This is a genomic window from Curtobacterium salicis, assembly GCF_011759505.1.
Lineage (GTDB): Bacteria > Actinomycetota > Actinomycetes > Actinomycetales > Microbacteriaceae > Curtobacterium > Curtobacterium salicis.
On sequence record NZ_JAAOYO010000006.1, the window covers coordinates 52061 to 73540 of the forward strand.

Genomic DNA, 21480 nt, shown 5'->3' on the forward strand with positions numbered 1-21480 from the left:
TATCACCGGGTGACCACTGCTGAACGCACCCGCGCCCTCCGGCGCAGCATGGTGTCCGAAGCGCGCCGGGCGGTCGTCGACGGCGGGCTGCAGGGCTTCACCATCGAACAGCTCTGCGAGCGCGTCGGTGTCTCCCGTCGCACGTTCTTCAACCACTTCGCGTCGAAGGAGGACGTGGTCCTCGGCATCGAGCTCAACGCCGACACCGCACTCCTCGCCGCGTACGCCGAGGGCTCGGTCGTCCCCGCGACCCTCGCCCCGCTGCCGTCCGTCATCGCGCTCATCATCGAGCAGCTGCACGTCGCCGGCATCGACCGCGCCGACGAGGCCCTGGTGCGCCGCGTCTTCGAGCGCGAGCCCGCGCTGACCGCACGGTTCCTGTCCGCCACGGACACCCAGATCCAGAAGGTGGCCGACGCCGTCCGCCAGCGGTTCTCCTGGAACGACCCCGCCGACCCGCGCGCCCGCCTGGTCGCCGAGGCCGCCGTCGGCGTCATCCGGGTCAGTGCCGGCACCTACTTCGACGACGACTTCGACGAGGCGTCCGGACCCCGGTTCGACGAGCTCCTCGACACCAACCTCCGTCTCATGACGGAAGCCATCACCATCCCCGCCCAGGAAGGCACCTCATGAGCGCATCCGCGCCGAGCACCACCCGCCGGGGTCGCCAGCAGGCCGACGGGCCGCTGCTCCTGACCCAGCGCCGCATCTGGATCATCTTCTCGGCGCTCATCGCCGGGATGCTGCTCTCGAGCCTCGACCAGACCATCGTGTCGACCGCCATGCCCACCATCGTCGGCGAACTCGGCGGCGTCGCCCACCAGGCGTGGATCACGACCGGGTACCTGCTCGCGTCGACGATCGTCATGCCGATCTACGGCAAGTTCGGTGACGTCATCGGCCGCCGCAACCTGTTCCTCGTCGCCATCGCCCTGTTCACGCTGGCATCCCTCGGCTGCGCGCTGTCGACGGACTTCTGGCAGTTCGTGGTGTTCCGCGCCCTGCAGGGCCTGGGCGGCGGCGGTCTCATGATCCTGTCGCAGGCGATCATCGCCGACATCGTGCCCGCCTCGCAGCGCGGCAAGTACCTCGGCCCGCTCGGTGCGATCTTCGGCCTCTCCGCCGTCGGCGGCCCGCTGCTCGGCGGGTTCTTCGTCGACCACATGACCTGGAACTGGGCGTTCTGGATCAACATCCCGGTCGGCATCGCGGCCTTCGCCGTCGCGTGGTTCGCCCTGACGCTGCCGAGCAAGAAGGCGACGAAGCGGATCGACGTCCTCGGCGTCGCCCTGCTGTCCGCCACCACCGCGTGCCTGGTGTTCTTCACCGAGTTCGGCGGCAACCGGCAGCACGGCTGGGGCGCTCCCGAGACGTGGGCGTGGGGTGCCGGCTTCCTCGTCGCCGCCGCGTCGTTCGTGCTCGTCGAGTCCCGGGCGCAGGACCCGATCATCCCGCTGTCGTTCTTCCGCAACCGGACGTTCGTCATCGCGACGGCGATCGGCTTCGTGCTCGGTCTCGGCATGTTCGCGGCGATCGGCTTCGTCCCGACGTTCCTGCAGATGGCGTCGGGCACGTCCGCCGCGGTCTCCGGGCTGCTGATGCTGCCGATGATGGTCGGCCTGATCGGCACCTCGATCCTGTCCGGCACGCTCATCACGAAGACCGGCCGCTACCGTGCGTTCCCGATCATCGGCACGATCGTGGTCGGCATCGCGATGCTCGGCATGACCTCCCTGGCCGCCAGTACCCCGATCTGGCTGATCTGCGTCTACCTGTTCGTGTTCGGTGCGGGACTCGGCCTGATCATGCAGGTCGTCGTCCTGGTGGCGCAGAACGCCGTCCCGCCGGAGCAGGTCGGGACCGCCACGTCGACGAACAACTACTTCCGCGAGGTCGGCGCCTCCCTCGGGGTCGCCGTCTTCGGCGCACTGTTCACCTCGCGCCTGACGGACGCGCTGACCGACGTCTTCCGCGGCGCCGGTGGCAGTGCGACGGACGCGGCGAGTGCCAGCTCGAGCATCGACCCGACCTCGCTGTCGAAGCTGCCGCAGGCCGTGCAGGACGGCATCGTCAACGCGTACGCCGACTCGCTGTCCCCGGTGTTCTGGTACCTGCTGCCGTTCATCGCCGCCGCGCTCGTGCTCGCGCTCTTCATCCCGCAGATGCAGCTGGCGGACGTGGCCGGCATGGTCGCCCGTGGCGAGGCGGTCGGTGGCGACGAGGCCGACGCCCTCGAGCGGGCACGACGCGAGGGGACGGCTCCGGCCGCGACCCAGCCGGCCACCCCTGAGCCGGTGGGCTCGCAGACGGGGTCGGTGTCGACGACCCGCCACGACGAGTAGATCGACCGGACGACGGACGGGAGGCGCGGTGCCGGCTGGCACCGCGCCTCCCGTCCGTCGCCGTCTCAGGCCCCTGTGCTCGCGCGGGGGACCAGGCGTGTGGGCAGGGCGGGGTCCGGCGCGTCGACCCCGTCGAGCGTGGCGAGGAGCCGGAGTGCCGCCGCCCGCCCCAGCTCGGCACCGGGGAGGGCGACGCTCGTCAGGCTCGGTGCCGTGACCGAGGACGACGGCAGGTCGTCGAAGCCGGCGACCGCCAGGGAGGCCGGGACGGCGATGCCCCGCTCAGCGGCGACCCGGAGCACCCCGTAGGCCAGGGTGTCCGCGGCCGCGACGACCGCGGTGACCCCGTCGGCGAGCCACGCGTCGACGACCGGCGCGACCGCGCCCGCAGCCGCGTCGATCGTCAGGTCGGCCTGTGCCTGGACGGGGGACACCGTGATGTCGGCGGTGGTGCAGGCCTGCTCGAACAGCGAGCGGCGGACCGCGAACGTCGTCGCGCGCGAGGTCCCGTCGAGGTAGGCGACCCGACGGTGCCCGGCGGCCCGGAGGTGGGCGACCAGCGCCTGCACCCCGGCGGTCAGGTCGTAGTTGACCGCTCCGGGGCCGCCCGGGGCGTCGAGCAGGACGACGGGGACGCTCGCGGACATCGACGCGCTCTCGGCCGGGGCATCGACCAGGATCCCCGCTGGCCGGAGTCGCTCGAAGCGGCGGACGTCGGCGTCCACCGGCTGCTCGCCCCGCTCGGTGACGGACAGCACGAGCTGGAAGCGGTCGCCGACGGTGTCGCGGACGCCGCGGATGACCTCGGCGAAGAACGGGTTCGACAGGTCCGGTGCGATGAGCACCACGAGGTCGCCGCTGCCCCGCGCCAGGGAGCTCGCGGCGTGGTCGACGACGTAGCCGAGCTGCTCGACGGCATCGCGGACCCGGTCGGCGATCGGCGTCGAGACGCGTCCGCGGTCCTTGCCGTTCACGACGAGGGAGACCGTGGCGATGCTCGTGCCGGCGCGTTCGGCCACCATCGCGGCGGTCACCCGGCCGGACGGAGCGGAGCGACTGCGCGGGGTCGTGGGCACGTGTCGATGCTAGCGACGGCCGTGCATGCGGAATCCGCGCGACTTGACGTCAAGCGCTTGATGCGGTGTGATGTCAAACGCTTGACGCGGCGTGCATGGCGCGTCAGGCCCTGACCTCCTGCCGGCCGCCCGCACCCCGGGCACCCGGCTCCCCGACGAAGTGGAGCACCCCCGTGTCCGACGCCCCGCGCACCCCCGCGAAGATCATCCTGGACTGCGACCCCGGCCACGACGACGCCGTCGCGATGCTGCTGGCGCACGGCAACCCGGACGTCGAGCTCCTCGCCGTGACCACCGTCGTCGGCAACCAGACCCTCCCCAAGGTCACCCGGAACGCGCTCGCCGTCGCCCGGATCGCGGGGATCACCGGCGTGCCCTTCGCCGCCGGTGCCGCACGGCCGCTGCTCCGGCAGGTCGAGGTCGCCCCCGAGATCCACGGCGAGAGCGGCCTGGACGGACCGATGCTGCCCGAGCCGTCGTTCGCCCTCGACGAGCGCCACGCGGTGGACCTGATCATCGACACCGTGATGGCCCACGAGCCCGGCACCGTCACGATCGTGCCGACCGCCGGCCTGACGAACATCGCGCTCGCCGTCCGCAAGGAACCCCGCATCGTCGAGCGCGTCAAGCAGGTCGTGCTGATGGGCGGCGGCGTCCACGTCGGCAACTGGAGCCCGGTCGCCGAGTTCAACATCGTCATCGATCCCGAGGCCGCGTCGATCGTCTTCGACGCCGGCTGGGACGTCGTCATGGTCGGACTCGACCTCACCCACCAGGCGCTCGCCACCCCCGAGGTCGCCGCCCGCATCGCCGCCGTCGGCACCGGGCCCGCCGCCTTCGTGGGCGAGCTCCTCGACTTCTTCGGCAAGGCGTACCAGGACGTGCAGGGCTTCGACGCCCCACCGGTGCACGACCCCTGCGCCGTGGCGTACGTCATCGACCCGACGATCGTCCGCGCCGTCAAGGTCCCGATCCGCGTCGAGACCCAGGGCACGCTGACCCTCGGCATGACGGTCGCCGACTTCCGCGCCCCGGCGCCGGAGGACTGCCGCACGAGCGCCGCGATGGAGCTCGACCACGGCCGGTTCTGGGACCTGGTCGTCGACGCCCTCGAGCGCATCGGCGAGACGCCCGACACCGGCTGGACGCCCCGCGCCGCAGCCGACGCCGTCCAGGCCGGCCTGACCACGCAGCCGAGCACCACACAGCCGAGCACCACCCAGCCGTCCGGCGCTCAGCCGACCGCCACGACCACGGAGATCTGACCCACCATGACCACCCCCTCGACGACGATGTCGAAGAAGTCCATCGGCGCGCTGACCGCGGCACTCCTCGCCGCTTGCATCGCCTTCCAGCTCAACGCCAGCATGCTCAGCCCCGCGCTCGTCACGATGGCGCGTGAACTCCACACCGACGACGCCACGATCGGCCTGTCGCAGACGCTCTACTTCACCCTCGCCGCGCTGTTCTCACTGTTCCTGCCCCGGCTGTCGGACATCGTCGGCCGGAAGCGGGTGCTCGTCGCCATGCTCGCCGTGATGTTCGTCGGCAGCGTCGTCGCCGCCCTCGCCGTGAACGTCCCGATGCTGTTCGCCGGCCGCATCATCCAGGGCGTCACCGGCCCGGTCGTCCCGATCAGCCTGCTCGTCCTGCGCAACGAGATCCGCGACCCGAAACGCTACGGCGCCGCCCTCGGGCTGCTCACCGCGGTGAACGGCGGCATCGCCGGGATCGACGCGCTCGCCGGCGGGTGGATCGCGACACACTTCGGCTTCCGCGGCATCTTCTGGGTGATCGCGGTCGTCACGGTCATCGCCCTCACCCTCGTCACGAAGTGGGGCGTGGAGTCCCGTCCCTCGGCCGGCACCCGGATGGACTGGGTCGGCGTCGTGCCGCTCGTCGTCTCGGTGGGTGCGCTGCTGACGGCGTTCAACGAGGCCGGCAAGCTCGGCGCCGCGAACCCGGTGCTCGTGGTCGGCGGGATCGTCGTCGCCCTCGCCGCGTTCGCCGTGTTCTGGGCCGTCGAGTCCCGCGTCCGCGAGCCCCTCGTCGAGACCCGGTTCCTCCGGCGTCGGGGCACGTGGGCACTCCTCGCCACCACGTTCCTCACGATGACCGGCGTCTTCGCCGTCGTCAACGGACTGGTCACCTCGCTCGCGCAGAACGGGGACGCGGGCTACGGGATGGAGGCCGACCTCGCCTCCCTCGTGTTCCTCACACCCTACGCACTGGTCGGCTGGGTCGTCGGGCCCTTCGCCGGCCGGCTCGCCCCGACGCTCGGCTACCGCGCCGTGCTGCGCGTCGGACTCGTCGGCAGCATCGTCGCCACCGTCCTGATGGCACTCGTCGGCGTGCACTCGCTGCCGGTCCTCGTCGCCACCACCGTGCTCATCGGCATCACCTACGCCGGCATCGCGAACATCATCCTCAACGGCCTGGGCATCGTGCTGTCCCCGGACTCGAACCCCGGCTTCCTGCCCGGACTCAACGCCGGTGCGTTCAACCTCGGCGCCGGCGTCAGCTTCGCCGTGCTGCCCGCGCTGCAGATCGCGCTCGGGGTCGGCGGTTCCTCGGGCACCGCCGGGTACTCCGGTGGGATGCTGCTCGGTGCCGTGATCACGACCGCTGCCCTGGCGACCTCGTTCCTCATCCCCCGGCCGGAGGCCGCCGAGACCGCCGCCGCCCCGCAGAAGGAGTCCGTCCGATGACCGACACGATCGTGATCGTCGGGTCGCTCAACGCCGACCTGGTCGTCCGCACCGAGCGTTTCCCGCAGCCGGGGGAGACCCTGCACGGGTCCGACCTGGCGACCCTGCCCGGCGGCAAGTCCGCCAACCAGGCCGTCGCGGCCGGCAGGCTCGGGGGCACCGTCCGCATGGTCGGCGCGGTCGGCGACGACGGCAACGGAGCGCTGCTCCGCGACTCGGTCGCTGCCTCGGGCGCCGACACCACGCACGTCGCGGTCCGGACGGGCACGGCCACCGGCACCGCCGTCATCACCGTCGACGGCCGTGGTGAGAACACCATCGTCATCTCGGGCGGCGCGAACGCCACGCTCACGCCCCAGGACCTGCCCGACGACGTGTTCCAGGACGCCGCCGTCCTCGGGCTCTGCCTCGAGGTCCCGATGGACGCCGTGCTCGCCGCCGCCCGGGCAGCCCACGCCGCCGGGGTCACCGTGCTGACGAACCTGTCCCCGTTCGGCGCCGTCCCGCCGGAGCTCCTCGACCTGACCGACGTCCTGCTCGTCAACGAACACGAAGCCGCAGCGCTCGGCGACCACGGCGTCGCACGCTCCATCGTCACCCGGGGCGGCGACGGATCGGTCGTGCACGACGGGGACGCTCGGCCGGTCGAGGTCCCCGCTGTGCCCGTGGACGCGGTCGACACCACGGGGTGCGGGGACGCCTTCATGGGTGCGGTGGCACTCCGGCTCGCCGCGGGGGACTCGCTGGTCGAGGCTGCGCGGTTCGCCGCCGGGGTCGGCGCGTACGCGGCGACCGGTGCCGGCGCGCAGGCGTCCTACCCGACCACCGCACAGCTGGAGGCGTTCCTCGGGACGTGATCCGGGCCTCCCGTCCGACCACTAGCGTGGGCGCATGCGCGTCGGAGTCCTCGACATCGGTTCCAACACCGGTCACCTGCTCGTCGTCGACGCCCACGGGGGTGCGGCGCCACTGCCCGCGTCCTCGTTCAAACGGCCGCTGCGGCTCGCCGAGCACCTGGACGACCGGGGCGCGGTGACGCCGGTCGGCATCGACGCGCTGACCGACTTCGTGGCCGAGTCCGTCCGGGTCGCGGAGGACCGCGGCTGCGAGGACATGCTCGGGTTCGCGACCTCCGCGGTCCGCGATGCCGTGAACTCCGAGGCCGTCCTGGCGCACGTGCAGGAGAAGACCGGGGTCGAACTCGCGGTCCTCTCCGGCTCGGACGAAGCCCGGTTGACCTTCCTGGCGGTGCGCCGCTGGTTCGGCTGGTCCGCCGGACGACTGGCCGTGTTCGACATCGGTGGCGGCTCGCTCGAGATCGCCGGTGGCGCGGACGAGGCGCCCGACGTCGCCTGGTCCATGCCGATCGGGGCCGCACGACTCGCTCGCACGTACTTCGCAGCCGGTACCCCCAGCCAGGACGAGCTGCGCCACGTCCGGCACGAGGTCCGCGTCGAGATCGCCCGCGAAGCCGGACGGCTGCTGCGGTCCGGAGCGCCGGACCGGGCGGTCGCGACCTCGAAGACGTTCCGGTCCATCGCGCGGATCTGCGGTGCAGCGCCGTCGGCCGCCGGGCCGCTCGTCCCGCGGGTGCTCGACGGGGCGGCGCTCCGCGAACGGCTGCCGTCGCTGCTGACCATGTCGGTCGACGAGCTCGGCACGCTGCCCGGGGTCTCGCCGAGCCGGGCGCACCAGGTCGTGCCGGGGGCGCTCGTCGCCGAGGCGTGCCTGGACATCTTCGACCTGCCGGCGCTCGAGATCTGCCCCTGGGCGCTCCGCGAGGGCGTGATCCTCGAGCGGCTGGACCAGCTCTCGGTCCTCGGCTGACCGCTCGCGAAACGCAACGTCGGCGCCTCCTCGCAGCGGTATTCCGTTGCGGGCAGACGCCGACGTTGCGTTCCGCGATCAGGAGTTGACGCATTTGTCCATGCCGCGAACGACGGTCAGCGCCTGCGCTCAGTCCCCGAGCGCAGGCGCTGACCAGCTCTGCATCAGACAGGCCTGGCCGTCCTGCTAGCGGATGCCGAGGACCTGCTTGATCTTCGACACGATCCAGTCGATCGCCTGTCCGATGTTGATCCAGTTCAGTACCTGCTGAACGTGGGCCTTCGCCCACGCGACGGCCCGCGCTCCGTACCTCGCCAGCAGCTGGAGGATCCTTGCGAACACAGCCATGGCTGTGCCCCCCTTCGATTCGTTGTTCGCTTCATCCGGGTCGCCGCGTGCACACGTCTCCCCGACCGCAGTCGGTGCGGTGAGCACGACCGTGGCAGGCCGGAGCCGTCACGTCAAATACAAAGTACTGATAGATGTTGTAAGGCATACGCGACCGCGAAAACCCGCTACGTTGGGCCATCCCGGATGTTCCGGGACGGCGGAGACCGGAGTTCGAGGGCGGGAAACGATGACAAGGCGGTCGAAGTACGCAGTGACCAGGTCCAGATGGTCGCGATCGTTGCGGGCCGAGGGGTACCGGCTCGTGAGCCTGCGCTCCCAGGTGGCCCTGGTGGCGATCGCCGTAGTGGGAGCGCTTGCACTCGGCGCGGGGCAGGTCCTCGTCCTCGCACCGGCCGCGGCACCGGCGGCGGTCGTGCGAGCAGCTGTGTCGGGCGCAGAGGTCAGCCCGTTCTTCCTGGGACTCGCGGCGGCGCTGTTCACCTCGGCTGATCTGTCATCGCGCCAGTTCGCGCTCACGCTCCTGCAGATGAACGATCGCACGCTCGTCTTCATCGCGAAGACGGCGGTGCTGGCCGCGTCAGGAGTGCTCACTGCGATCGCCGTGGTGATGTTGCTCGTGCCGCTCGCGCTCTCTCGCGCAGACGGCGTCCTGCACGTATCGCCGCTTGCGTGGCTGGCGCTCCCCGCCCTGCATCTCCTGTTCGTCTTGCTCGGCGCCGGCCTCGGCATGCTCATGCGATCGCCCGTCTCGGCGGTGTTCGTCTACTTGGCAGTCGTGTGGGCGCTGCCGCTCGTCGTGGCGATCGCCGGGATCTGGGCGCCCAGCATCAGCGTCTCGGTCCTGCAGTTCGCGCCGGTGACGCTCACTGCTGCCGTGTTGGAGTCCGCGACGCAGGGGACTGCCGTCCTCCGATTCGTGGGTTTGGACACCGCACTCATCATCGCCGGTCTGGTCAGCGTCCGACGGTGGGGCATCCGATGAACTCCGTGGTCCGACTCATCGGCGTCCGTCAAGGGTTCGGGACTCATCAGGTGCTCACGGACCTCGACCTCGAAGTCCGCCGTGGCGAGGTGCTGGGACTGCTCGGCGCGAACGGCTCCGGGAAGAGCACCCTCCTCCGGATCGTCGCTGGTATCGACACGGCGCAGTCTGGTGTCGTCGAACTCGGAGGGACCACGGACGGTCCTCTGCGGATCGGCGCACTCCTCGACCCGGCGTGGCTCGACGACAGGCTCACGTGTCGTCAACACCTGGTGATCGCTCACCTGTATGCCCACGGTCGAGTGCGCCGCAGTTCTGTGCAGGCTGCGCTGACAGCCGTCGGGCTCAGTGAGGCGGAGCGCCGACGCGTGAAGCACCTCTCACTCGGGATGCGGCAGCGGCTCGCTCTCGCCTTGGCGCTGGTCGACGAGCCGGACGTCCTGGTGCTGGACGAGCCGCTCAACGGTCTCGATCCCGACGGGGTGCTCTGGATGCGCGAACTGCTCCGGGACTTCGCCAGTTCCGGACGATCCGTGCTGCTTTCCTCGCACCTCATGGCAGAGATGGAGCGGATCGCCACCCGCGTGGTGCTCCTGGCGGACGGGTCGCTGTCGCCCCTCGTGAGCGGGAGCCGGATGCAGAACGCGGTCCGGCTCCGCGCGGAGTCGCGCGCGGAAGAACTCGTCCGTGCCTTGGCGGCGGCCGGAGCCGACGTGGTCGTCACCGCCGACAGTTCGATCCTGGTCCGAGGGATGGAGCCAGCGCGGGTGTTCCACACGGCGACGTCTTCCGGCGCGGTCTTGTCCCACCTCGTCTCGGAAGCGCAGACCCTCGAAGAGCAGTACCGTGACGCGACGTCGAACCGCCAGCGGTGAACGGCGCGGAGGTCGCGAGGCCCGTGAGTCGCTCCGAGCGGCGAGAGTTGCAGCCACGACGGTCGGTCGGATCGAAGCCTGGGCGGGGGGCCTCATCGTCGCCGGAGGAGCGATCCTCAGCACTGTCTGGGCGTCCGGGGCGTGGCGAACGTGTTGTTGGGTGGGGGTGGCACTCGCTCTGCTCAGCGCGGTCATCGAGTCGGTGCTCGTCGTTCCGGTCGCAGTCCGGAACTTCCGTGTCGAGATCGTTCCAGGGGGCGTGCTCGTGTACCGGGGAGCAGTGTTCCGCTCAGTGGATCACGTTCCCGGATCCAAGATCACGCTGGTCCGCCGTCAATCGGGTCCGCTCCTGCAGCGCCTCGGCGTCGCGAAGTGCGTGCTGTTCACCCCGGCGCGGGAGGTCTCACTCCTGCCCATGTCGGACGCGGACGTCGAGCGCCTGATGCGGCTCGGGGCTGACGATGTCTGATCGCGTTCCACTTCGCCGTCCCCATCCGCGAACCCTGCTCGTCCGAACCGCGATCGCGATGCGATCCGCCTGGCTGGTGATCGGGTTCGGTGTGACGCTGACGGCGGTGCTCCCATCTGGCTGGAACCCGGTGCTCGTGGTCGTCTCGGTCTACTACGGCTACACGCGGCTGGTGCAGGTCTTCTCCGGTTGGGTCACCGTTCGGTACGTCGCGAACAGGAGCGGCATCACGGTCTTCCGAGGACTCGTCGGCCGCGAGGAGAAGCGTCTCTCATGGCGGTCCGTCGTCAGCGTCACCGTCCGTCAGACGCTGGTGCAGCGCACGCTCGGTGTCGCAGAACTCCGGATCACGCTGCGGGCGACGGAGATCGCATCCGTCACGATCCAAGACCTCCTCACCGGCGAGGCTGCTCGCCTCGTCCGACTCCACGGTCAGAGCCGATCGCAGCGGACCACTCCGAGCCCGCGCGACACCGGAGAAGTACACGATGTCGCGCCGATCGAGCAGGCCGAGCCGGGACGGGTCGTGACTCCCGCTCTGCGACCGTCCGACTTCTTGCTCATCGGGGTCTGCACCGGCGCGTTCGTCTTCTTCCTGCCGAGCGTCTACTCCGGCGCATCCGAGATCCTGCCGTGGTTCGGTCTCTCCAGAACCCTGTTGCCGTCGATGCGTGAGATCGTTCGGCTCGATCCGGTGGCGTCCGGCCTCGCCGTCGCGATCGTCGCCGTCGGGAGCCTCGTCTACGGGGCCGCCATCGCGTGGGTCCGGTACCGCGGCTTCTCAGTGACGTGCCGCCCGAGCGGTGCGTTGGTCTTCGCCGCGGGGCTGGCGCAGAGGGAGCAGCGTGTCGTGGTGTCGGAGGACGTGGCGGCGTACGAGTCCCGGCGACCCGTGCTGATGCTCTTCGGGAACCGCGTCGTCCTCCGTGCGGTCGTTCGAGGAGACAGCGGGCTCGTGACCCGGAACCTGCTGCTGCCGTTGACCCGCGTGACGCATGCCGTCGAGATGCTCCAATTCCTCACCGGTCTCCCGCCCGCCGACTTGGCGGGCGGTCCTCGTCGGACTCGTACGGTGCCCGTCGTGCTGGTCATCGCCGCGGGGGGGTCTCGTCCTCGCCGCCGTCGCATCTGTGGTCCTGGCTCCGCTCGCGCTGGTCGCCGTGACCGTGGCGTTCCTCCTGCTCCGTGCGGCAGACAGCCACATCGGTCACATCCGGGTCGCGACCAGTGCGTCCGGCGCCCGATGGGTCATCGCACAGCGCGGGACGCTGTTCCGATCCGTGTGGGTGATCAAGGCGGACTCGGTCGATGTGTCCCGATGGGTCGGGTTCGCCAGGCGGCGCGGCACGCAGACCGTGACACTCCGCGGGCGGCGCACCGTCCGACTCACGGTGTGGGCCACATCCGCTCGTCTCGTAGCTCTCCAGCGTCGGGGCTTGGAGTCGCCGACGCCGCTCGATCTGGAAAGGAACCTCCGATGACCGATCTCCTCATCGCCCTGTGTGTCGCCGCGTTCTTCGGAGCAGCCTGGTCGGCTGGTCGGATCCTGCCGAAGGCCGTTGCTGTCTGCTTCCCCGTTGCGGTCCTGATCGCCGTGATCATCGTCGCGGCCACCGGCGGCCTGGGCACAGTCCGAGACTGGTTCATGGCGGGAGTGGTGATCTGCATCACCGCGATCATCACCTCCGCGGGCCGCGGCTCGCGGCGACGGAACAGCCGGGCAGCAGACTCCTGACGCGCTGCGCCACACCGCGATGGACGGACCGAGACCGTTCGCCGAGGCACTGCTGGGACACCCTCGCGGAACGCAACGTCGGCGCCTCCTCGCAGCGGTATCCCGTTGCGTGCAGGCGCCGACGTTGCGTTTCGCGATCAGGAGGTGCGGGGCGGGGCGAGCAACCAGGGGCGGATGAGCTTCGTCACGAACGGCAGCACCCAGAACGTCATGATCGGCGTGAGCACCAGCGTCGTGATGAGCACCCGGGGCAGTGCCGCCAGACCCGCGAAGGACGGCAGCAGCCAGCCGACCAGCACCGTGAAGACCAGGTTGACGGGGAAGAACCCGAGCCAGATGCTCACCGCCTGCTTCCACCGCGGCGGCGCGCTCGATGCCGGGGCTTCCTGCGGGACGTCGAACCACCCCTCGATGCCGGTGCGCTTCTCGACGCGGGACTCGACGACGAGGTCACGGCCGAGGTCGAGCCAGCGCAGCCGGTCGTCCGAGTCCTCCCACGTGGACAGGGAGTCGTGGTCGGCGAACCGGTAGAGCATGTGCCACTCGCGGGACCGGGCTGTGGACCGGACCCAGCCGGAGCCGAGGAACCCCGGGTAGCGGTTGGCGAGGTTCACGCCGGACTGCACCCAGCGGGTGACCTCCGGGATCCGGTCGGGTTCGACCAGGCGGGTGATGGACACGGTGACGGGCGGCCCGGCGGTCTCGGGCGCCGACGGGGACAGGGCCCCAGGCTCTTGTGGAGTCATCCGACCAGTGTCCCGGACGACTGTTTCGACCGTGTGAAACGGGACGGGGCACCGCCCACCCGGAGGTGGACGGTGCCCGCGGCTCATCGGAGCCGGTGTGCGGTCACTTCGCCGTGGTCACCGTCACCTTCGTGGCCGAGGTGGCGGTCTGCCCGGCGTCGTTGGTGAACACGGCCCGGAACTGCCGACCGTTCGACGTCGCGGTGGCCGTGAAGCTCCACGTCGTCTTCGTCGCCCCGGCGACGGTCGTCCACGTGCCGCCGCCGTTCGTGCTCCGCTGCCACCGCACGGTCGGCGTCGGGGTGCCCGACGCGGCCGCCTGCAATGTCACCTTCGTCCCGGCCTTGACCGAGACCTTGGCGACCGGCTGCTTGGTGACGACCGGCTTCACCGACGGTGCGGTGACCGTGACGCGCTGGACGGCGCTCGTGTTGCCCGCCACGTCGGTCGCCCGGTACTGCACCGTCTTCGGCGTTCCCGGGACGGTCACCTTGCCGGCGTAGGTCTTCCAGGTCGTGCCGTCCAGCGAGTACTGGACGGTCGCGACTCCGGAGAGCGCGTCCTCGGCGGTCAGGGTCAGCTGTCCCTTGGTCGCCGTGCCGGCCGTGACGGTCGGGGCGGTGCGGTCGATGCGGACGGTGGTCTCGAGCAGCTTCGAGATCGAGCCGTCCGTGCCGACGGCGAGGGCCCGGAGGCTGTGCTCACCCTCGTCCGAGATCGTCACCGGGTCGGAGGCCGGGAGCAGTTCGCCCTGGTCGACCGACAGGTAGAGCCGTGCGTCGTCGTCCGTGGACGTGACCCGGACCGTCACCGGCTCCGTGGACCAGCCCGCGGCGTTCGGCTTCGGCGTGACGGCGACCGCGACGGACGGGCCGTCACCGGTCTGCTGGGTGAGGACCGCGCCCTTCGTCACCGACTGGTAGTCGACGAGGTCGGAGAACTGCGCGGTGTAGGGCTTCACCGAGATCCCGGAGACGCCCTTCGCCTCGGCGAGCTGCTGGAACCCGGCGGTCTGCGACGCGGTGGTGAGGATGCGGCTCGCACTGCGCTGCAGGTCGCCCAGGCGCAGGTTGTAGCCGGTCGCCGGGTAGTTCCCGGTGACGGTGACCGTGTACGCCACGACCGGCGACGCGGGGTCGGCCGGGTCCTGGCGCTGCACACCGGTGACGGTGATGCCGGCCTTCTGCGCGGCGGTCAGCGTGCTGCCGGCGAGCAGTGCGGTGACGTCGGCGTAGGCGGCCTGGACGGAGGCGTACGGAGCGTTGGCCGCGTACGTCTCGTTGTTGATGGCGTCACGCGTCGTCGTCCCGGAGAGGGGCGTCTTCGTCAGGTCGGTCGTCGCGTCCACCGTGGTCGAGATCGACTGGGTGCCGGTCGCGGCGGGCGTCAGGCCGCCGAACTGCCAGGCGGTCGACGTCCGGGTGGGCGTGACGGTCCTGGTGTACGCGGGCAGGCCGGACACGTCGATGGTCGGAGCGACCTGCTTGAGGGCGTTGAGGACCTCGTTCGGGTTGCCGCCGGGCTCGATGAGGTCGTTGCCGGCGTACATGACCCCGGTCGCCCCGGTGCGCGGACCCGCGCCCCAGTCGGTCATCACGGTGCCCGCGAAGCCCCACTCACCACGGAGGACGTCCGTGTTGAGGTCGTAGCTCCCCGACGCGTACGTGCCGTTGACCTTGTTGTACGAGGTCATCACCGCCATCGGCTGGGCGCTCTTGACGGCGATCTCGAACCCGCGCAGGTAGATCTCCCGGCTCGCCCGCTCGCTGACGACGTCGTTCGAGCTGGTGCGTGCGGTCTCCTGGTTGTTGCCGTAGAAGTGCTTGATCGTGACGCCGACGCCGGGGATGCTCTGCACGCCCGTCGTCATGGCGGCCGCGGTCAGGCCGGTGAGCAGCGGGTCCTCGGAGTAGTACTCGAAGTTGCGCCCGTTGAGCGGGTCGCGGTGGATGTTCATGCCGGGTGCGAGCCAGAGGGCGACGCCGTATTCGGACATCTCCTGACCGACGGCGACGCCGACCTCCTGGACGAGCTCCGGGTCCCAGGTCTGCGCGAGCAGTGTGCCGATCGGCCACGCGGTGCCGAACTGGTAGGTCGCCGGGGTGGTCGACGTCTTCTGCGTGATGCGGAGACCGGCGGGTCCGTCGGCGAGGGTCATGCCCGGCAGTCCGCGGTCCTCGTACTTCGCCGTCGTGTAGCCGGCGGCACCGATCGCGGTCGCGGTGGTGCCGGCGGCGCTGGCGCCCTCGACGATGTTCGCGAGCTGGGTGGCGCTGAGGCCCGCGATGAACTGCTGCATCGTGATCTTGCCGGTCTTCACGTCGAACAGGGTCGCGTTCGGCACGACGGCCACGGGCTCGGTCGTCTCACCGGTCTTCGGGGCGTAGGGCTTGCCCGTGCCCTCCCAGTCGGTGGTGGCGGCGTCGACGTAGGCGGTCACGGACGCGATCGTGTCGCCGTCGATCGCCGCGTAGGGCGAGTCGGCTGCGACGGGGACGTCCTGCTCCAGGTTCGACGCGTGGTCCGGAGCGGTGAAGCCGGTGGTGTCGAGCGGCACGACGGGGGCGTCGGCGAGCTGCTGCTCCTCCTCCGGGTACGACCAGAAGTCGGCGGGGTCGCTGGTGCGCTCGGTGGCCGGGCGCTGGTCGTCGAGCTCGTTGGCGAGCTGTTCGGTGGTGGTGGTGGCACCGAGACGGAGCTTCGCGGCGACACTGGTGTTCCGCGACGAGTCACCGACGCGGATGACGTAGTCACCGGCCTCCATGGTGTTGGCGGCCTTGGTCTCGTCGTAGGAGGCCATGTCCGTGGTGTTGTACCGGATGGTCACGGTCTGCGACGCTCCGGGGGCCAGGCTGTCGGTCTTCGCGGAGCCGGCGAGCTGCTGGTACGGCTTGTCGAGTCCGGTCTGCGGTGCCGAGAAGTACGTCTGGACGACGTCCTTGCCGGACGCCTCGGTCCCGACGTTCGTGACCCGGGCCTTGACGGAGACGGTCGACATGTCCGCGGTGACCCCGAGCGGCTCCACCTGGAACTGCGTGTACGACAGCCCGTAGCCGAACGGGTACTCGACGACGCTCGCCGGGTCCGCGGGGTCGAGCGAGCGGTACATCGAGTCGAACCAGCGGTAGCCGACGTAGATGCCCTCGCTGTACTGCTCCTCGGCGCTGTTGCCGTCGTTGTTGGCGAAGGTCGCCGACGCCGGGTAGTAGGAGTACTTCGAGGCCCAGGTGTCGGTGAGCTTGCCGGAGGGGGTGACCGTGCCGTTGAGCACCTCGGTGACCGCGGTGCCGGACTCCTGGCCCGCCTGGCTCATGAGCAGGATCGAGTCGAGCGGCTTGCCGCCGTCGGGGTCGTTCGCGGACTTGTTGATCTCGTCGAAGAACGCCGTGTCGACGATGCCACCGACGTTGAGGACGACGACGACCTTGCGGTACGTCTGCCCGATGACCTGTAGGTCGTCCTTCTCGGTGTCGGTGAGCTGGTAGTCGCCGGGGCCGGAGGAGCGGTCGCTGCCCTCGCCGGAGTTCCGGGCGACGACGAAGAGCGCGGTGTCGGTCGGGGCGGTCGGCTTGACGGTGGTGCGGGTCAGTCGCTGTTCGACCGACGAGTAGTCGATCGAGGGCCCGAAGCCGCCGGCGTTCGCGGTGCCGTACTTGGTGTCGAAGGCGGTCTTCACGGCGTCGGAGTACGCCGGCGCGGTGGTGATCTGGTAGCCGGCGTTCTGCAGTCCCTGGCGGACCGAGATCGTGTAGCGGTTGTTGACGTTGCCCGAGCCGGTGCCGCCCTTGACGGTGGCGTAGGCGCCGACGCCGTAGACGGCGACCGAGCCGTCCTTCGCCATCGGCAGCGCGTCGTCGTTGTTCTCGAGCAGGACCATCCCCTGGCCGGCGGCACGCTCGCTGAGCGCGGCGTTCGCCTTCTCGAGTGGTCCCGGGTTGGGGTTGGTGGTCGCGGCGTTCGCGAACCCGGCCCCGGTGACGACGAGCGCCCCCGTGACGCAGACCGCGAGTGCGGCCTTGACGGCGGTCCGGACGGATCGCCTGTTCTCCACATGCATCGAGTTGTCCTCTCTGACAACGTCGTACGCGTCGACCGTCGCCCCCACCACGTCCCTGTGGTGCGGGGGCAGAACCGGTCTCGGCGTGGTTCTGACGGAACAATCCCGGACCGTATTCGGGATTCGCGGATGCTGTCAACGCTCGCAGCTGATGATCGTTCGTCTTTTTCGACCGGTCGCCAGCCGAGAAGGGCCGCGGCTCGGAGCTACGATCACGGTCATGACGGCCGACGGCGACCGCGTCCCCCTCCGCGAGCGCACCGCGGAGGAGCTGCTCGCGCTCGTGCGCGCCGGTGGCGCATCGACCCGTCAGGAGCTGGTGAACAGCACCCGGATGGCCCGCAGCACCGTCAACCAGGCCGTCGCACGGCTGATCCGGGAGGGACGGATCACCGAGTCGGACCGCGCACCGAAGGGACCGGGGTCGGGAAGCGGTCGCCCCGCCGTCCGGCTCGTCGCGGTGGTCGACGCGTCCGCGGTCGCCGGCATCGACTTCGGCCACTCCCACGTCCAGGTCGCCGTCGCCGACGAGCAGGGCGCGTTCCTCGGACACCGGATCGCGCGGCTCGACGTCGACGCCCACGCTCCGGCGGCGCTCGACCTCGCGGCCACGATGCTCGACGGACTCGTCCGGACGACGGGGGTCACCCTCGGGTCGGTGGTCGCCGGCGTCCCCGGACCCCTGGACGCCCGGACCGGTGCGGTGACGTCGCCGACGATCCTGTCGTCGTGGGTGGGCCTGCACCCCGGTGCCGAGCTGACGCGGCGGCTCGCGCTGCCCGTCCGGGTCGAGAACGACGCCGTGCTCGGCGCGTACGGCGAGGCCCGGCACGGGGCCGGGGCCGGTCGGGGCCGCGCGGACTTCCTCTACGTGAAGGCGTCGCACGGCATCGGCGCAGGGCTCGTCGTCGGCGGGCGGCTCTACACGGGGGCGACGGGCATCGCCGGGGAGATCGGCCACATCGGCCTGCCCGGACGGCCCGAGTCCTGCCGGTGCGGCAAGCGGGGCTGCCTCGAGGCGGTGGTGTCCGTCGAGGCCGTCCGGGCCCGGGTCGCCCTGGTCGACCCGTCCCGCGGCGTGGCGGACGTGCTCCTCGACCGGCGGGGCGGTCCGGTCGTCGAGCGCGTGGCGCACGAGGCCGGACGGACCCTCGGCACCGTCCTGGCGCAGCTCTGCGACCTGTTGAACCCCGGAGCCCTGGTGCTCGGCGGAGAGCTCGCGACCGTACCGGGGTTCGTCGACGGGGTCCGCGCCGCCGTCGAGCGGGACGCCCAACCGGCGATCGCGGCGACCGTCGAGGTCCGTGCGGCCGCGCTCGGCGACCGGGCCGAACTGCACGGGGCGCTGGAACTCGCGGCTGCCTCGTCCCCCGCCCGGGCCGACGGGGACGCACCGCACTGAGCGGACTGCCCGGCCCCTGTCCCGGCCCCGGAGGCGTCCGGTGGGCCCGGTGTCGGGCTGTCCGTGGTTCAATCCCCGACTTGGAGCACGGCGACCACCCCGCTGCCACGACGGAACGCGGGCGCAACGAGACCCCGGACCGCAGCGACTGAGCCCTCAGCTCGCCTTCTTCTTCGCCGGGGCACGCTTCGCGGTCGACTTCGCGGCGGTCGACTTCGCCGGAGCGGACTCCGCCGCCGCAGCCTTCTTCGACGGCGCCCGCTTCGACGGCGCCCGCTTCGTCGGCGCCCGCTTCGTCGGGGCCTTCGCTGCAGGGGTCCGCTCCGCCGCGGGCTTCCGGTCCGGAGCGTCGTCCGCGTCGTCGTCGGACGCGGCCGCGCGCGATCGCGAGCCGGACCCGGAGCGCGACCCCGTGCCTCCCGACCGGCTCCCGCCGCCACGGTTCTTGTCCACCGACGCCCGCAGGGCGGCCATCAGGTCGATGACGTCACCGCCCGCGTCGTCGTCGTCGGACGCGGCCTGCTCACCGAAGGTCTCCGCCGTGTCGACGTCGTCGCCGGCCTCGAGCTTCGCGTCGATGAGCTGCTGCAGATCCTCCTGGTACTCGTCCGTGTAGCGGTCCGGGTCGAAGTCGGTCGACATGCTCTCGACGAGCGAGGACGACATCTCCAGCTCGTTCGCGCTGACCTTCACCGACGTGTCGAGTGCCGAGAAGTCGGCGGACCGCACCTCGTCGCCCCAGAGCAGCCCCTGCAGCAGCAGGACGTCGTCGTGCACCCGGAGCACCCCGAGCCGGGTCTTCTGCCGGAGCGTGAACTGCACGATCGCCAGCCGGTCGGTCTGCTCGAGCGTCTTCCGGAGCAGCACGTAGGCCTTCGGGGAGCGGGAGTCCGGCTCGAGGTAGTACGTCTTCTCGAACATCATCGGGTCGACCTGGTCGACCGGGACGAACTCCAGGACCTCGATCTCGTGCGACTGTTCCTGCGGCAGCTGCTTGAAGTCGTCGGGGGTCAGGACGACCGTCTTCTCACCGTCGTCGTACGCACGCTGGATGTCGCCGTACTCGACCTCGTGCCCCAGCTCGCAGACACGCTTGTACCGGATGCGGGCCTTGTCCTCGTCGTGGATCTGGTGCAGGGAGACGTCGTGCGTCTCGGTCGCCGCGTAGACCTTGATGGGCACGTTGACGAGCCCGAACGCGATGGAGCCCTTCCAGATCGACCTCATGCGCTCATGATGCTCGCGCCAGGGCCGGGTGACCCCCAGTTCTGAGCGGATCGGCAGGTGCGGCGGGCGCCCGGGGGGCGTACGGTGCCGGAGCATGACGGGGGAACGGACAGCGGCCGGGCGACCGGCCGAGCACCACGCGGCCACGGCGGGGCAGGCCGACGCCGGGGACCGGATCGACGCGGCCGGGTGGGCGCAGCTCGCCTTCGGCGCCGCCGTCGGCCTGGCGACGGGTGTCGGGATCGGCCTGACGACGGCCGGGCCCTTCCCCTGGGTCACGGTCGTCGTCCTCGGCCTGGCGCTCGCCGTGGTGCTCCCGGTGTCGCTCCTGCGGGCGTGGTGGGCTCGCGGCGGTCGCGCCGCCGTCCTCGCGACGCATGCCTGGGTCCGGGCCGGACAGGTGCCGGACGGGGTCCCGGACACGCTGTGGCGTCCCCGGGTCCGACAGCTGCTCAGCGAGTCGACGCGGCAACTGGTCGGCGCGTGGGTCGCCGTCGTGGTCGCGTGTCTCTGGTGCGGTCTCGCGATCGCGGGTGAGCCGCGGGACTGGGCGTTCGCTGCGGTCTGGGCGGTCCTGGCGGCGGTCCAGTTCCTGCGGACGCACGGGGTGCGTCCGTCGGCACGACGCCTGCTCGACGCACCGGTGCGCGCCGTCTCGACCGTCTGAGGACCGCTGGTCGTTCCTCCACAGCCGGGAGGCACGGCCCACGTCCTCCACGGACCTCGCCGCTCCTGTGTCGCCGGTCCGGTTCCGCGAGCACGATGGGCCCATGAGCCAGCTCGACAAGCAGGACCCGCGGGATCAGTACGCCCGGCCGCCGTTCCCCGCGCAGACGCAGCAGGGGTCCGGGCGGGCGGCGGAGCTCGACCCGCCAGCCGACCACGGGGAGACGTCGTACCAGGGCACCGGCCGGATGCGCGGCTACCGCGTGCTGGTCACCGGTGCGGACTCGGGCATCGGCCGGGCTGCTGCGATCGCGATGGCGAAGGAAGGGGCCGACGTCGCCCTGAACGCCCTGCCGGAGGAGATCGACGACCTGACCGAGGTCCGCGACGTGATCGCCGACCTCGGGCGGACAGCGGTGATGCTGCCGGGCGACCTCACTGACGAGGGGTTCTGCACCGAGCTCGTCCGCACCGCCGTCGACCTGCTCGGCGGACTGGACGCGCTGGCCCTGGTCGCCGGACACCAGAAGGTGCACGAGGACATCACCGAGCAGAGCACCGAGGACTTCGACCGCACGATGAAGGTCAACCTGTACTCGCTGTTCTGGCTGACCCGGGCCGCGGTCCCGCACCTGGCCCCGGGCAGCGCGATCGTCACGACCAGCTCGGTGTCGGCGTACCTGCCGCAGGACCGCATGATCGACTACGCCGCCACGAAGGCCGCGATCATCACGTACACGAACGGGCTCGCACGTCAGCTCGCGTCGAAGGGCATCCGGGCGAACACCGTCGTCCCCGGCCCGGTGTGGACCCCGCTCCAGCCGATCAGCTACCCGGGCGACGAGATCGCGGCGTACGGGCAGGACACCCCGCTGGGTCGGCCCGCGCAACCCGTCGAGCTCGGCAGCGCCTACGTGTACCTCGCCGGCCCGGAGTCGTCCTACACGTCGGGCACCACGCTGACGGTGGGCGGTGCCACGGGGGTCGCGCTGTGAGCCCGGTCGCCAGGAAGACGAC

The 21480-nt window shown here is 71.0% G+C and carries 18 protein-coding genes and 1 pseudogene; 14 read left to right on the top strand and 5 right to left on the bottom strand.

Annotated elements, in window-relative coordinates:
- Positions 1-9: 9 nt before the first annotated feature.
- A complete protein-coding gene (locus E9228_RS16595) occupies positions 10-633 on the top strand; it encodes a TetR family transcriptional regulator (protein ID WP_166781654.1) in 624 nt (207 codons plus the stop codon).
- Positions 630-2342, top strand: coding sequence for an MDR family MFS transporter (locus E9228_RS16600; RefSeq protein WP_166781655.1), 1713 nt, complete (start codon positions 630-632; stop codon positions 2340-2342). Before E9228_RS16595 ends, E9228_RS16600 begins: the two co-directional genes overlap by 4 nt.
- A 65-nt stretch (positions 2343-2407) precedes the next feature.
- Here E9228_RS16600 and E9228_RS16605 read toward each other — a convergent pair whose 3' ends face one another.
- Entirely contained in the window at positions 2408-3418 is a 1011-nt protein-coding gene (locus E9228_RS16605; protein WP_341849932.1) for a LacI family DNA-binding transcriptional regulator, read from the bottom strand.
- 245 nt (positions 3419-3663) lie between these two features.
- Between E9228_RS16605 and uriH the strand changes: the two genes are divergently transcribed.
- The 4 genes from uriH to E9228_RS16625 are packed head-to-tail and all read left to right on the top strand — an operon-like array spanning position 3664 to position 7953.
- A complete protein-coding gene (gene uriH, locus E9228_RS16610) occupies positions 3664-4683 on the top strand; it encodes a uridine-preferring nucleoside hydrolase UriH (protein WP_252728555.1) in 1020 nt (339 codons plus the stop codon).
- 6 nt (positions 4684-4689) lie between these two features.
- Complete coding sequence (gene uriT, locus E9228_RS16615) at positions 4690-6126, top strand: uridine transporter UriT (RefSeq protein ID WP_166781656.1); 1437 nt, start codon at positions 4690-4692, stop codon at positions 6124-6126.
- Positions 6123-6983, top strand: a complete 861-nt coding sequence (locus E9228_RS16620) for a ribokinase (RefSeq protein WP_166781657.1) — start codon at positions 6123-6125, stop codon at positions 6981-6983. Before uriT ends, E9228_RS16620 begins: the two co-directional genes overlap by 4 nt.
- 34 nt (positions 6984-7017) lie before the next feature.
- Entirely contained in the window at positions 7018-7953 is a 936-nt protein-coding gene (locus tag E9228_RS16625) for a Ppx/GppA family phosphatase (protein ID WP_166781658.1), read from the top strand.
- 186 nt (positions 7954-8139) lie between these two features.
- On the opposite strand, the gene E9228_RS16630 is transcribed toward E9228_RS16625, so the two are convergent.
- The gene (locus E9228_RS16630) at positions 8140-8301 is read right to left on the bottom strand and encodes an aureocin A53 family class IId bacteriocin (protein ID WP_166781659.1); all 162 of its coding nucleotides are present in this window, start codon (positions 8299-8301) and stop codon (positions 8140-8142) included.
- A gap of 304 nt (positions 8302-8605) precedes the next feature.
- On the opposite strand from E9228_RS16630, the gene E9228_RS16635 reads away from it, so the two are divergent.
- The 5 genes and pseudogenes from E9228_RS16635 to E9228_RS17240 all read left to right on the top strand — a co-directional run bounded on the left by E9228_RS16635 (position 8606) and on the right by E9228_RS17240 (position 12365).
- Positions 8606-9286, top strand: coding sequence for a hypothetical protein (locus E9228_RS16635; protein ID WP_166781660.1), 681 nt, complete (start codon positions 8606-8608; stop codon positions 9284-9286).
- Complete coding sequence (locus E9228_RS16640) at positions 9283-10161, top strand: ATP-binding cassette domain-containing protein (protein WP_166781661.1); 879 nt, start codon at positions 9283-9285, stop codon at positions 10159-10161. Before E9228_RS16635 ends, E9228_RS16640 begins: the two co-directional genes overlap by 4 nt.
- Positions 10162-10321: 160 nt before the next feature.
- The gene (locus tag E9228_RS16645) at positions 10322-10630 is read left to right on the top strand and encodes a PH domain-containing protein (RefSeq protein ID WP_166781662.1); all 309 of its coding nucleotides are present in this window, start codon (positions 10322-10324) and stop codon (positions 10628-10630) included.
- Positions 10631-10688: 58 nt separating this feature from the next.
- A pseudogene (locus E9228_RS17705) lies at positions 10689-10988 on the top strand (PH domain-containing protein); the annotation flags it as partial.
- A 1119-nt stretch (positions 10989-12107) separates the two neighbouring features.
- Positions 12108-12365 carry a hypothetical protein gene (locus E9228_RS17240; protein ID WP_252728514.1) on the top strand — a complete coding sequence of 86 codons (258 nt, stop codon included), beginning with the start codon at positions 12108-12110 and terminating at the stop codon, positions 12363-12365.
- 137 nt (positions 12366-12502) lie between these two features.
- Here E9228_RS17240 and E9228_RS16655 read toward each other — a convergent pair whose 3' ends face one another.
- Together E9228_RS16655 and E9228_RS16660 are read right to left on the bottom strand one after the other, a co-directional pair.
- The gene (locus tag E9228_RS16655) at positions 12503-13111 is read right to left on the bottom strand and encodes an antibiotic biosynthesis monooxygenase (protein WP_166781664.1); all 609 of its coding nucleotides are present in this window, start codon (positions 13109-13111) and stop codon (positions 12503-12505) included.
- Positions 13112-13214: 103 nt separating this feature from the next.
- Positions 13215-17168, bottom strand: a complete 3954-nt coding sequence (locus tag E9228_RS16660) for a glycoside hydrolase family 3 protein (protein WP_166781665.1) — start codon at positions 17166-17168, stop codon at positions 13215-13217.
- A 220-nt stretch (positions 17169-17388) separates the two neighbouring features.
- Between E9228_RS16660 and E9228_RS16665 the strand changes: the two genes are divergently transcribed.
- A complete protein-coding gene (locus E9228_RS16665) occupies positions 17389-18570 on the top strand; it encodes an ROK family transcriptional regulator (protein ID WP_166781666.1) in 1182 nt (393 codons plus the stop codon).
- A gap of 156 nt (positions 18571-18726) precedes the next feature.
- On the opposite strand, the gene ku is transcribed toward E9228_RS16665, so the two are convergent.
- Positions 18727-19797, bottom strand: coding sequence for a non-homologous end joining protein Ku (gene ku / locus E9228_RS16670; RefSeq protein WP_166781667.1), 1071 nt, complete (start codon positions 19795-19797; stop codon positions 18727-18729).
- A gap of 94 nt (positions 19798-19891) precedes the next feature.
- Here ku and E9228_RS16675 point away from each other — a divergent pair, with 94 nt between their 5' ends.
- The gene (locus tag E9228_RS16675) at positions 19892-20464 is read left to right on the top strand and encodes a hypothetical protein (protein ID WP_166781668.1); all 573 of its coding nucleotides are present in this window, start codon (positions 19892-19894) and stop codon (positions 20462-20464) included.
- Between the two features lie 103 nt (positions 20465-20567).
- Positions 20568-21458, top strand: coding sequence for an SDR family oxidoreductase (locus E9228_RS16680; RefSeq protein WP_166781669.1), 891 nt, complete (start codon positions 20568-20570; stop codon positions 21456-21458).
- Positions 21459-21480 lie beyond the last annotated feature (22 nt).